General features: G+C 60.9%; 7 protein-coding genes. 4 read left to right on the top strand and 3 right to left on the bottom strand.

What is annotated here, in order from left to right; genetic code table 11:
• Nucleotides 1-9: 9 nt before the first annotated feature.
• Together J5J06_15060 and J5J06_15055 are read right to left on the bottom strand one after the other, a co-directional pair.
• The gene (locus J5J06_15060; GenBank protein ID MCO6438409.1) at nucleotides 10-477 is read right to left on the bottom strand and encodes a thioredoxin family protein; all 468 of its coding nucleotides are present in this window, start codon (nucleotides 475-477) and stop codon (nucleotides 10-12) included.
• 58 nt (nucleotides 478-535) lie between these two features.
• Complete coding sequence (locus J5J06_15055) at nucleotides 536-2,029, bottom strand: sodium:proton antiporter (protein MCO6438408.1); 1,494 nt, start codon at nucleotides 2,027-2,029, stop codon at nucleotides 536-538.
• A 625-nt stretch (nucleotides 2,030-2,654) separates the two neighbouring features.
• On the opposite strand from J5J06_15055, the gene J5J06_15050 reads away from it, so the two are divergent.
• The 4 genes from J5J06_15050 (at nucleotide 2,655) to J5J06_15035 (ending at nucleotide 11,333) form a co-directional block, all read left to right on the top strand.
• A complete protein-coding gene (locus J5J06_15050) occupies nucleotides 2,655-4,910 on the top strand; it encodes a beta-propeller domain-containing protein (protein MCO6438407.1) in 2,256 nt (751 codons plus the stop codon).
• A 216-nt stretch (nucleotides 4,911-5,126) separates the two neighbouring features.
• Nucleotides 5,127-5,846 (top strand): hypothetical protein, encoded by a 720-nt coding sequence (locus tag J5J06_15045; GenBank protein ID MCO6438406.1) that lies wholly within the window; start codon nucleotides 5,127-5,129, stop codon nucleotides 5,844-5,846.
• A gap of 406 nt (nucleotides 5,847-6,252) precedes the next feature.
• Nucleotides 6,253-10,824: a hypothetical protein gene (locus tag J5J06_15040; protein ID MCO6438405.1), complete on the top strand. Its 4,572-nt coding sequence runs from the start codon at nucleotides 6,253-6,255 to the stop codon at nucleotides 10,822-10,824.
• 167 nt (nucleotides 10,825-10,991) lie between these two features.
• Nucleotides 10,992-11,333, top strand: coding sequence for an acyl-CoA thioesterase (locus J5J06_15035; GenBank protein MCO6438404.1), 342 nt, complete (start codon nucleotides 10,992-10,994; stop codon nucleotides 11,331-11,333).
• A gap of 19 nt (nucleotides 11,334-11,352) precedes the next feature.
• Here J5J06_15035 and J5J06_15030 read toward each other — a convergent pair whose 3' ends face one another.
• Nucleotides 11,353-13,314: an ABC-F family ATP-binding cassette domain-containing protein gene (locus J5J06_15030; GenBank protein ID MCO6438403.1), complete on the bottom strand. Its 1,962-nt coding sequence runs from the start codon at nucleotides 13,312-13,314 to the stop codon at nucleotides 11,353-11,355.
• Nucleotides 13,315-13,417 lie beyond the last annotated feature (103 nt).

Genomic DNA, 13,417 nt, shown 5'->3' with positions numbered 1-13,417 from the left:
CGGAGTCGGCTACTGAGTCAGTGTTCGCTGCGGTCGCGCTTCTTCAGCAATGGAGAGAAACGCCGCGAAATCCTTGGCCGACGTGGACCCTTCCGTCCGCGCCAGAGGCTCGCCCTGGGCATCCGTTACGATGTACGTAGGCGTGGCGAATACGTGATAGCGCTCCGCCAGCGCCGGGTCGGCCACTACGTCCACCTTCACGGGAATATAGGTTTTGAGCGCATCGACCACGGTCCGGCTGGGCAACACGCGCCGCTCCATGATCATGCATGGCGCGCAGCCTTTCTGCGAAAAGGCAAGCAGGATGTGCTTCTTCCCGGCCTGCGCTTCGGCGAGCGCCGCTTCGTAGGTCGAATCCCAGCCCTCCAGCGGCGGCAGTGGCCGCAAATTCCACAAATACACGGCGACGAGCGCACCGATCAGCATCAGCGCAAGCCAGTCACGCCGCCACCAGGGCTTCGTTTCCCCAGACATCATCTCTCCCGCGCATGCTCATCGCCAGCGGTGGCCCCCGCGGCGTCGCCTGACCCGACGGTCAATGTACGAAGATCAACGTCACCGCGAGGAACAGCGGAACGAGGATCCCCACGCTGTAGATCATATACCCGAAGAAGCTCGGCATCTTCACCCCGGCCTGCTCCGCAATGCTGCGGACCATGAAATTCGGGCCGTTCCCGATGTAGGTCATCGCGCCCATGAACACGGCGCCCAGCGAGATCGCCGTCAGCATGCTCTGCTGGATGGTCCCGCCGTCCACAAGATGAAGCACCCCTGGACCGACAGCATCGTGCGGCGTCATGGACACGGCCGACTCGAAGAACACAACGTACGTTGGCGCGTTATCCAGGAAGCTGGACAGTGCTCCCGTCGCCCAGAAGAAACGCATCGGGGAACTCAGGAGCGGCTCCAGCCTCTCGCCGCTCGCCCGCAGGATCTCGATGGGCGCCTGCATCGCGATGAAGATGCCGATGAACAGCGCCGCGACTTCAAGGATCGCCGCATAGTTGAATTTGTTCATTTCCCGTATGCGGCCGGGCGTGAGATTCAGTGACAGGGCCACGAGCCCAAGCATCAGGAGCTCGCGCATGAAGGGGAACGAAACGAAGCCCATCCCGAGGAATTCTTCACCCGGCTTGACCAACGCCACACAGAGAACAACCCCCAGCAGCCACACGAGATTGAGCTTCCCGTGCAGGCGGAGCGGCGTACGCTGCGTTTCGTCCCGGACGATGTCGCGAATCGTCTCCTTCTTGTAGGCGACTGAATCCCAGAAGAAATAGATGGCCAGGAGTACGGCGCTCGTCACGGCCCATTCCACGACGAGATTAAATGTCCACAGAAACGGCACACCCTTGAGATACCCGAGGAACAGCGGCGGATCACCGATGGGCAGCAGACATCCACCGATGTTGCTGACCAGAAAGATGAAGAAGATCACGGTGTGCGTAACGTGCTTCCGCTCGGAGTTCGTCTGGAGCAGTGGTCGGATCAGGAGCATCGACGCGCCGGTCGTACCCACAAAGCTGGCGATCACCGCACCGACGCCGAGGAATGTGGTGTTCGTGGCAGGATGCGCCGCCAGGTCGCCGCGCAGGGCGATTCCTCCGCTGATGACATACAGTGAAAAGAGCAGGACGATGAATGGGATGTATTCCGCCAGCACAGCATGCTCGAGGACCGTGACGACCTTCTCCACGTTGTAGGCGAACAGGTAGTACGCCAGAGTCGCCGCGCCGAAAAGACTCGCCACCAGCAGGCGATTCTGATTGCTTTCCCACCAGTGCGCGATGGACGGCACCAGCGGGAAGATGGCAATGCACAGCAGCAGACCCACGAACGGAACGACCGACCAGATCGTGGGTGCATGGACATGTTCCACGCCATGACCGCCACCATGCGCGCCATGTTCCGCTCCGAGCGAACTGTAGATCAGCAGCGCGAGTCCGGCCCCGGCCAGAACAATCGCTGCCCATTGCCACGTGGAAAGTCCCTTGGGTTCATGCGCAATATGCGCGGGGGCCTGTGTCATGCTCATACTGGTATTCACGATGCTCGGCTCCTGGAACAGTGATGACTAGCGCTGCAACCCGCGGAACCACCGGCATTTCCGGCCCAGCCGTCCGCAGTCTTAACGCGCGCCCTGCAAAGACGGGCCGCCGTACGATCAATATCGGCGACCCCGCTTGGCGGATGCTGTCATCATTGTCCAGGACCGACTTCCTGAGACATCTCCAATCGGGCGATGGTGCTTTACGCTCCGAACTCCCGTGCAAGGCGGGCATCATGTCCGAAAAACGGTGCACAGGCCAGCAGCATCGGTGGCTTCCGTTGCGAGCATTGAGCTTGTTACCGCGATGTTTCGAAATCGCGCGCCTCAGAGGCTGATAAGAACGCCCTGCCTCCACTTGACCGGTCATTTCCGGATCGGATACTTACCGATGATGGGGTGAGCGGAGTCAGTGCTGGGCAATGAGAGGATACCCTCGTCGGCCAAAGGCGCGTGGCCGGTGACGGTTTGTGGGTGGCTCTTGTGTCGCCTGAATTCGCCAAGTTTGAAATTTCAGCCTGCCTCCACAGGTTGTTCGTGAAGCCGCTTCGGCCCGCGTGGCTGCCCGACTTCAGCGTGCCTTCGCACTTTTCCCAGGAGTGATTCGATGAAACGCCTCTGTGCTCTGGCCCTACCACTCGCCTTGCTGACGTCATCGGGTTGCGATTTCCTGAGTACAAATGTCCCTCCATCAGCTTCTCCAAACCTGAAGCGGTTCGAATCGGAGCAGGAATTTCAGCAATATTTCAACGCGCAAGTTGAGAGCAACGGCCAACGCGTAGCGGAGCCGGGCGGACTCATCGACTTTGACGATGCCGTCGCAGACGGAGCGCCCCCGCCCGCTCCGGTACAAGGCGGAAGCGGTGAGGCTGCAGGCGAGGCTGACGCCGAACCTGTTTCCGGAACGACGATTCAGGAGGAAGGCGTAGACGAGGCCGACGTGGTCAAGACTGACGGGACGTTCGTCTATGTCCTCAGCGATAGCGAGTTGCGCATCGCCCGCATCACGCCGGCGGACCAACTCGATTTGCTCGGGCGGTACACCCTGGAGGGATACGCCCAGGACATGTACCTCCGCGGTGAACGCATCATTGCGATTACGCAAACGTTTGGGGATCTAATCTTCTACGACGCGCCGCTGCCGGCCGATGACGTGGTCGGGATTGACGATTCGGACTCCGGCGGGGTTGCCGCGGAAGGTACCTCCGCGAACGCAGTCGGCGCAGATGACCCAATTGAGGGCCCCGAGCCGTTTGCGCCATTCCAGTATTCTCGTCCGCAGACCATTGTCACGATCCTCGATGTCTCGGACCGCTCCGCGCCGTTGCCCGTTTCCACGACCTCCTTCGATGGAACCCAGGCCTCCAGCCGCATGATCGACGGTACGCTCCACCTCGTACTTGCCAATTACCAGAACTACTACTTCGACGTTTTGCCGGTGCTCGGCACGCGGGACATGTCCCAGACGCAGGTCCCGGCCGAAACGGTGATCCCCCATTTCACACGGCAGGGACCGGACGGAACTACGGTCAGCGGTGATGTGGTCACCTGGGAGAACCTGTATCGCCCTGAAGATCCGGACGGGTTCGGCATCGTCTCCGTCGTCAGCATGAACGTGGACGGTGACGGCACATTTGCCGCCGTGGGGCTCGTTGCCGAACCGGGCCTGATCTACTCATCCACGCAGGCCCTGTACCTCACCAACACACAATACGACTTTCTCGGGACGCAGCGCTCCACCACGGCTATCTACAAGCTCGCCTACTCCGACTCCGGCGCGACACCCGTGGCCGCCGGTTCCGTTCCCGGCCGAATCCTGAACCAATACTCAATGGGCGAATACGACGGCTATCTCCGCGTGGCGTCGACGGTCGATCCGACGTTCTTCCCCGATGGGCAGCGGACGGAATCGACCAACAACGTGTACGTTCTGGGTGAAAGCGACGGCACATTGGCGATCATGGGCAGCGTCGAGAATATTGCCCCGGGCGAAACGGTTCAATCGGCACGGTTCATTGGAAATCGCGGGTTCGTGGTCACGTTTCGCCAGATCGACCCATTGTTCACGTTGGACATTTCGGATCCCGCCAGTCCGCGCATCGTCGGCGAGCTCAAGGTTCCCGGGTTCTCGACATTCATCGTGCCGATGGATGAGAATCACCTGCTTACCGTCGGGCAGTATATTCCGGAAGGCGATATTTCGTGGCCGCGCGGCGTTCAACTTTCCATCTTCGATGTCAGCGACTTCGCCAATCCCATTCTGGCCCACAACGTCGTCCTGACCGATGAGCAGGCCGGCGCGTGGTCGGAAGCACTGTACAATCCCAAGGCATTTACCTATTTCCCCGAAAACGACATGGTCGCTCTTCCTGTCTCCATCTACGATGCCGGCCCGATTTTCGTTGAGGAGCCCGCGCCGACCGGATCTGTCGCCACCGTCGGATCGGACGGGGCAACGGTCGTGGAAAATCAGGTCGAGCCGGTGCCTCCGCTCGGAGATGACACGGGCAATGACGGCACCGAGGTTGATGTCGTTGAAGAGCCTTGGGTTCCCGGTGGATTCGACGGGCTCGTCGTCTATCACGCGACTGCAGCCAACGGATTCCAGGAAATGGGGCGCATCGACACGCGGTTCGTGGAAGAAGGTTATTTCTACCCGTACTTCACGCGGGGCGTGTTTGTAGGCGATCGGGTTTATGCCGTTACCAATTATGGCATCCGGGGCGGGATGGTCAGCGACATGACCGCGATGCCTTACGAGCTGCTGATCGCCGAACCTGTCTCGTACGACCCGCCCATTCCCGTCGAGCCTGACGGTGGAATCGGCGATGGCGTTGCCGGCTCCGAGGGTCCGGCGCGGTAGCGCATTCCAGCACGAGCAAACCTGAAACCAGATTGGGCGGAGGCAGTCCGGCCGGCCGCCTGCACCTGTTCCACAAACTTCGGGGCAGCCCCCAGGGGCTCCTCCCGTTCTTTGGTCCGTCGAGGGATGAAGAGAGCCCATTACGCTTGCTCTCCGGGGTGCCCCCCGCTACCGTGTCCGCCACGATTCCGGACGAAGGGTAAAGGGGAGTGCGTCATGAACGAACGTTTTTCCGATCGGGCCCGACACGCTTTTGCTTTGGCGAACCGCGAGGCCGATATTCTGGGACACGACTATCTGGCCCCCGCCCACCTGCTGCTGGGCCTGATCGCCGAGGGCAGTTGTGTGGCTACCGAGGCCTTGCGGTTACTCGACGTGGAACTGGGGCGCGTTCGCGAAGAGGTTCGCCGGCGGCTCTCCGCCGGGGAGGCGACCACCCAAATCGGACGACGCGCCCAGACGAAGGAACTGAAGGACGTCATTCGGTTCGCAATCGAGGAATCGCGCGGGCACAATCACAAGTATGTCGGCACGGAGCACCTCGTTCTGGGCCTGGTTGCCCAAGGTAACAGTATCGCCGCAACGGTGCTGAGCGAACAGGGCGTGAAGCTCGAAGCGTTGCGCGAGAAGGCCTTGGGGCTCCTGCGCAGCGAGGTACACGCCGATCACGACCTGGTACATTCCCGTCACGGACACCTGGAATGGATGCACCAGCAGGAACTGGCCAAAGCGTTCCGCTCGCCGTCCTTCTGGCACGTGCTCATTCTGGCGGTCGATTCGGCGAACCGTATGGGTGCCGGCGAAATCGAGCCGGAGCACCTGCTGCTGGCGCTCTTGCGCGACGAGAACAACCCGGTCGCGAAGCTGCTGTCAGAGAAGGGTGTCACGGCCGGCTGGGTGCGCGAACGACTGGCCAGCGGCGCGGACACACAGTGAAGGCGTAGATCGTAGACTGCAGATTGAAAACTGGTCTCCCTGCGATCGCACGATCGCATATTCGGAACGATAACCTGCCACCATTCATGGATGCTGGAGTGCCTCGATCACGTTGTGCCAAGAACACGGCATGAGCGTGTCCCGATAACCTTCCTCTGCGCGCCTAATTCTGCGCACAATTGCTTGCAGCAACCGCTCTCGTGAGATAGCATATTCACTTAGCGGTTCACATTACCGCTGCACCGTTCGTCGTTAATCACGACCGATCTATTGCGTGCTGTCCACCGGTTCTTCCGGAAGCAGAAGACGAACGGTCCGAGTCGAAGGCGGGCACGGAAGCGCGTAATCGATCGGGATCTCGGGGGAAGAGGAACACGTCTGGATTGTCCGGGTCAAGGAGGGAACCATGCGCCGAGTTTGCTTTGTGGTGCTCTGGGTCGCCGGGGCATTCGCAGCGGTACTGTGGGTGGCTTGCGCCTCCAGCGTTCGGCGAGCAGAGATCCGGGATGTATCGAACAAGCCGGTCCCGAGATCATCGACTTCCCAGAGCGGCATCCCTGACGAAAGCGGTCCCCACACCGGGCCGACGCTCGCCGCGGCGGAACCGTCGCGGGACTGGACTTCCGTCAACAGGAGAATCGTGCGAAAGAGCAAAATCTACTCCATGCGCGGCCCGAAGCCATTTGACGCGCCGCAGGAGGCGATGGACTTTTTCATGGCCCAGCGCCTTCCGATCGGCATGTCGCAGTTCCCGATCGATGAGCTTCGCAAGAGCTACGACACTATTCTCGCTCGCGAGGCCCTGCTCAAGGCTTCGCGCGGACCGCTGGCCGGGGCCCCATTGACCTGGACCGAGCTTGGCCCTGGCAACATCGGCGGTCGCACGCGGGCAATGGTCATCAATCCCGATAATCCGAATATCATGTACGCCGCCGGCGTCGCGGGCGGTGTCTGGAAGACGATCGATGCGGGGGCGAACTGGTTCCCGACCGACGACTTCATGCTGAACATCGCGGTTTGCTCCCTGGCCATGGACCCGTCGAATTCTAACGTCCTGTACGCGGGCACCGGGGAGGGCTTTTTTAACGGCGATGCGGTGCGCGGGCTGGGAATCTTCAAGTCGACCGATGCAGGGGCAACCTGGACGCATCTGACCGACACGGCTTACGATGCCTTCTTCCGCGTAAATGATCTGGCCGTAAGCCCATCCAATCCGGACCACGTCTATGCGTGCACGCGGTTCGGCGTCTACAAGACGACGACGGCGGGCATGTTCTGGTTTCCTGTCCTGGAAAACACCACGTTCATCAATACCTCGCCGCCCAACAGCAATGGCAGTACGTCGGGATGCATGGAGTTGGCGCTGCGCGCGGACACGCCACCGGGACCGGATGTCGTTTTCGCGTCGTTCGGGAGTTTTGACACCGACGGGCTCTTTCGGTCGGCTGATGGAGGCATTAGCTGGACGCAGGTGGGAACCACTTCCGATCTGATCGTCACCCGTCAAGGGCGCATGTCCCTGGCGATCGCGCCGAGCAACAACGATATCATGTATGTGGCGATGGCCGATAACGGCATCGGGGCGCCGACCGGCACGATTGTCAACGTGTTCCGGTCGTCCGATGGCGGGCTTACGTGGACGCCGCAGCTCACGCCATCGCACCCCATCAACCCCTACCTGCTGAGCAATATGGCGTTCTCGAACGGCTGTTTCGGCTCCGCACTCCGATCTCAGGGGTGGTACGACAACGTCATTGCCGTTGACCCCCTCGATCCAAACATCGTCTGGGTCGGCGGAATCGACCTTTTCCGGTCCGAGGACGGCGGGCAGACATTCAAAGTCGCCAGTTACTGGTTCTTTGATCCCGGCGACCTGAATTACCTTCACGCCGATCACCATGTTCTCGTCTTTCACCCTGATTTCGACGGCGCAAGCAATCAGACGCTCTATTCCGGAACCGATGGCGGGCTTGCTCGAACGGACAACGCCCGTGCAGCCGTCAGCACGAATGATTGCCCGACTTCATCCCCGGCGCCCTTGCCTGCCGTCGCGTGGACCGGTCTGAACAACAACTACGGCACGGCCCAGTTCTATCACGGTGATGCCGCCAACCAAGAGGACACTTTCGCAGGGGGGACGCAGGACAACGGCGTCTTGCTGACCAATTCCGCTGTCGACCCGAATGCGTGGCGGCAAGTGGTCGGGGGAGACGGAGGCTACTTCGCGATCGACCCCACCAACAACGACATCATGTACACGGAGACCCAGCGATTCCCCGCCATGCTCAAGTCGATTGACGGAGGTGAGATCTGGGAGTCCGCGATCAACGGCATATTCGATATCGACGGGCTCTTCATCACGCCTTTTGCCATGGATCCTGTCAATCCGCTCGTGCTCTGGACAGGGGGCCAACGACCATGGCGGACAACGGACGGTGCGGCCAACTGGTCGTTAGCCGGTAACGACTTTCCGTCGGCGGGGACGATCTCCGCCATCGCCATCGCCCCGTCCAACAACAACATCGTTTTCCTGGGATTCAACAACGGCTACGTTGCCAAGACGCTGGACGGCTTGGCACCGTCCCCCACCTGGACGGTATTCAACGCGACGAACGGTTTGAACATCGGAGCGTACGTGAGCAGCGTGGCGATCCATCCTTCCAACCCGAATATTGTCTATGCAACGTACTCGACATTCAATGTAACTCACGTATTGCGATCAGTGGACGGCGGCACGACATGGACGCCGATCGACACCGGCGTGGATGTCGCGGGAGTACCCGATATTCCGGTGCATTGGATCGCGATTCGACCGTGCGATCCGAACCAGCTCTTTCTAGGTACGGAACTCGGCGTTTTTGACAGTGACGACGGCGGCGCGACTTGGAACCCGGCGAATACAGGCTTGTCGCATACGGTCGTTGAAGCCCTGGATTTCCCCGACAATTATCACCTGGTCGCGTTCACGCACGGCCGGGGCGCCTTCCGGGCGGAGCTCGATTGCCCCTGCGGAACGGGTCCCACCGTCGACTGCAACAACAACGGCAATCCCGACGAGTGTGATCTGGCCTTTGGGATCAGCCCGGATTGCGATGATAACGGTGTTCCTGACGAATGTGATGTTGTGTCGGGCGCGGCGGATTGCGATGGCAATCTCGTTCCCGACGTCTGCGAGGAAGATTGCAACGCCAACAGTGTCGTCGACGCATGCGACGTGGACCCTTCCGATCCCGATGGGAACGGCGTCAGCAGCCCCGACTGCGATGGCAATCTGGTGCCGGACGAATGCCAGCAGGACTGCAATGCCAACGGCGTGCCGGACACCTGCGACATTGATCCGAGCGATCCCGACGGCAACGGCTCCGTCAGTGCCGACTGCAACAACAACGGCTTTCCAGATGAATGCGATGTCACGGGCGGGGGGTTGCTGATGAGTGTCGATTTCGAATCGGGCCTGCCCGCCGGGTGGACAGCTCAATTCCCCTTCGTCGTTACCAACTTCTGCTCAAGTGGCACACCTTGCAGCGGAACGCACTGGGCGTACTCCGGCAGCGTGTTTGGTTGCGAATACGGGGATAACGAAACAGCCGAGCTCATTTCACCGCCGATCCCTCTTGGAAATTCAACGTCGGAGCTTCGCTTCTGCCAAAACCTCGAATCTGAAGAAGGCTTCGATTTTGCGGAGGTATTCGTCAACGGCCAACGCGTTTTCCGCGAAAGCGGCTCGTCCAACGGATGGGAGGAAGTGGTCATCGACCTGACGTCCTTTGCCGGCCAAGCTGTAACGATTACCTGGCGTTTCACAAGTGACGGCGGCGTCAGTGGGTATCTTGGGTGGCAAGTTGACTTCGTTCGCGTAACGTCCGGAAGCGCGGATTGCAATGCGGACGAAGTGCCCGACGAGTGTAACACGGATATGAACGGGAATGGCATTCCCGACGCGTGCGAGGCCATTTGTTGCCTGGGTGGCGGCGTTTGCACTCCGTCGGCGCTTGGAGACCCGAATCCGTGCATTCTCCAAGGGGGCGCGTACGTCCAGGGAGTCTCCTGCGCGGCGGATTGCCAGCCCAACGGACTCCCCGATGCCTGTGAGACGGTCGAATCCGGGGTTGATTGCAACGCAGACTTGGTTCCGGACGAGTGTCAGCTGGCTGATAACGACTGCAACGCAAACGGCGTTCCCGACGAATGCGATCCCGATCAGGACGGCAACGGTGTACCGGATGACTGCGAAATTCCGCCGCCGCTCGCAGCCACTTCCTATCCAAACAGTGTGCTGAAGAGCCGATACATTTCATTTGTCCCGGATCCATCCCTGCTGGGTGAGCTCCACGGCTACGAGGTGAAAGAAATCGTGGGGGGCGAAAGCTGGTTCATCAGCACGCCGCGCACGACGCCGGCGTCCATTGCCGCCAAGGGACTGTGCTTCCTGGTTTCGGACGAAGATCCTCCGCTCTACGACTTCGCGACCTTGCCGGTGATTAGCGTCGGAGGGTGCCTTATCTCTCCCGGAGATGCCGCGCTTGCACCGGATGGAAGGCGATACGAGGTACGCACAACGCTTGACGGGGTGAAATTCTCCCAGCCGCTCTCTGTCTACACCAACCACATGCCGACCAACGACCGCTGGTGGGGCGACGTTGTTGGACAATTCAGCATGACGGGGGACCCGACCACGACTCCCCCGACGCCGCCCAACCATTGGACTCCCCCGGACGGCCGGACGAACGGGTTTGACATCGGCGCGGTGCTACAGGGATTCAGCGGGCTGCCATCTGCTCCCGACACGACCTGGTCGGACGTAAATCCCAGCCTTCCGGACCGGGTGACCAACGGTGCGGATGCGCTGCAAGTCGTAAACGCATTCGCCACGGGGAGCGGCAAGGAGTTCTACCCATTTCCGGTGCCAGACCCGCCCGGAGATCAGGGTCAGGCAGGATGTCCGGCGCCGCCGCTGCAGATTGAACTCAATCCGTGAGACGCAACCGCTCCGGTTTCCTGCTGATGAATATTGACAATCCGCACGGGCATCGCACAATCTTCGCCCATTCGCGTTGTGTCGAGCATGCCTCGAAGCAATGACCGGAGAGTCCATTGAAATCGAATGTCAAGCCGGCCTCGGAAGAACCCGCCATTCGCGTCGTGATGATGCCACGCGACACGAACGCGGAGGGCACCATTTTCGGCGGCGTGGTCCTCTCACTCATGGACCAAGCCGCATACGTCGAAGCCATCCGCCAGGCGCACCACCGCTACGTCACCGTCTCATTTGATGAAGTGGAGTTTCATAAGCCAATCTACATGGGCGACGTGCTCAGTATTTACGCTCACGCGACCAAGGTCGGCCGCACTTCGATCACGATCAGCGTCAAGGTCTGCGCGCGACGGCGGAGTGAGCCCGACGTCGATGTACACGTGACGGACGGGCAGGTGGTATTCGTTGCCGTGGATAACGGGGGTACACCGGTCCCCGTTTTTGCGGCGTAGCTGGTGGCCGTACCGGGCGCTATTTCATTCCCTCGACGCGTTCCTGCCAGGCTTGATCGAGAACCGCCAACTCGGCCGACACCTCGTCCATCTGTTCTTGCAGTTCGGCCAATGCCTCGGGATCCGTCACAATCCGAGGATCGCCGAATTTCTCATGCAATTCGGCGAGTCGCGTCTCCTGTTCAACGACCATGGATTCGATCTGCTCGACGGTAAGATGGTCGTATTGTGCCGTGGGCGACCGGGTCTTTCTGGGTGCCTGCGCCTCGCGGGCGGCTTTGCGCTGCTTCTTGAGCGCTGTCTTCGTCGCTTGCGAGGCATCCGCACTCTCGGATGCGGTCGCGGCAGCCGCGAGAGCAGCCTTCTGGCGTTCCAGCTCTTCGATGTGAAACGTGTAGTTCCCGTTGAATGCGGCCCAATGAGACGGTCGCATGACGAGAAGGCGGTGGACAACACGATCGAGAAAATAGCGGTCGTGGCTGACCGTCAGAATTGTCCCGGCATATTCGACGAGGGCTTCTTCGAGGCACTCGCGTGAGGGAATATCGAGATGGTTGGTCGGCTCGTCGAGCACCAGCAGGTCCGGTCCCTGAAGGATCAGCGAGGCCAGGCGCACGCGAGACTGCTCTCCGCCTGAGAGCATGCCGAGTTTCTTGAATACGTCATCGCCGGTGAATAAGAACCGGGCAAGATATGAGCGAGCCTCATGTTCGGACATCTCCGGGCGGGCGGCGCGAATTTCTTCCAGGACGCTCCGCCGGTGGTCCAGCTCGAAGTGTTCCTGCGTGTAGTAGCCGATTCGCAGGGAGGGATCGACAATGACCTCTCCCGCGGTGGCGTCGAGTTCGCCAAGCACGATCTTGAGGAGCGTCGTCTTCCCAACGCCGTTCGGGCCGGTGATGCCCATGCGCTGTCCCGCATCGAGTTGAAGCCTCAGGCCCTCGAAAACTCGCCGGTCGCCAAACGACATGGCAAGGTCGTCGCAGCGCACGACGGTTCCCTGCCCCGCATCCGCCGACGCGAAATCGATCCGTACCTTCTTGCGCTGGGTGACGGACTCGGTGGTCAGGTCGCCATCGTTGAGTTTTCGTTCGAGCCGCGTTCGACGTCCCTGTGCCTCCTTGGTGCGCTGCCCGGCAAGATGGCGGGCAATGAAGTCCTTCTCCTTGCGGATGAAAGCCGCGTCCTTCTCGAACTGCCGCTGCTGCGTGAGTTCGGCGCGGGCCCTGGTCTGGGCGTAGTTGCTGTAATTGCCGGGATAGCTCCGGGCCTTTCCGCGATCGATTTCAATGATGCGCTCGCACGTGCGATCCAGCAGATAGCGGTCGTGCGAGATAATCACGGCCCCGCCCCGATGGTTGGCCAGAAAGCGCTCGAGCCACCGCACGGCGTCGATATCCAGATGGTTCGTGGGTTCATCCAGAAGCAGGAATGTGCTGTCGGCCAGGAGTAGCCGCGCCAGCGCCGCGCGGCATTTCTGTCCGCCGGACATGACGCGAAGCGGACGGTGATAGTCCTCGGGGGAGAAGCCCAGCCCGCCGAGAATTTCCCCCAGCCGAGCCTCCATCGCATTCCCGCCCTCCACCACGAAGCGTTCGTGCAGGCGATCATACGAGGCCATCAGCTTCTCGAGCGCCTTGTCGTCCGGGCAGGCGGCCATTTCCGCCGAGACCTCGTGCATGCGCCGTTCGATTTCCAGTAGCTCATCGAAGGCCCGGGCGACTTCGTCGTGCAGAGTCCGGTTCGGATCGATGTCGGGTTCCTGGCGAAGGTAGCCGATGTCGACCCCGGCCGATCGAATGACCTCACCGGTGTCGGGCTGAATCTCGCCGGCGATGAGCCGGAACAGCGTGGTTTTCCCGACGCCGTTCACGCCGATCAAGCCGGCGATCTGCCCGGGGTGCAAGTCCAGGCTGAGCCCGTCGAGTACCACCCGGGTACCGAACTGCTTGACGACGTTCTGGAGCGATACAACCGCCATGGCCTCATCTTAGGGGAACCGGCATCGGGGCTTCAACGAATGGAAGATGCGAGAGAGCGGCAGGAGCGAAATCGCCGCCGTTGACGCCGCCCCGGAGGCGGCT

The organism is Phycisphaerae bacterium (assembly GCA_024102815.1).
In the GTDB taxonomy this organism is placed as follows: Bacteria; Planctomycetota; Phycisphaerae; order UBA1845; family UBA1845; genus JAGFJJ01.
Note: the sequence above shows the minus strand (reverse complement) of the source record. Positions and strands in the feature narration are given on the sequence as shown.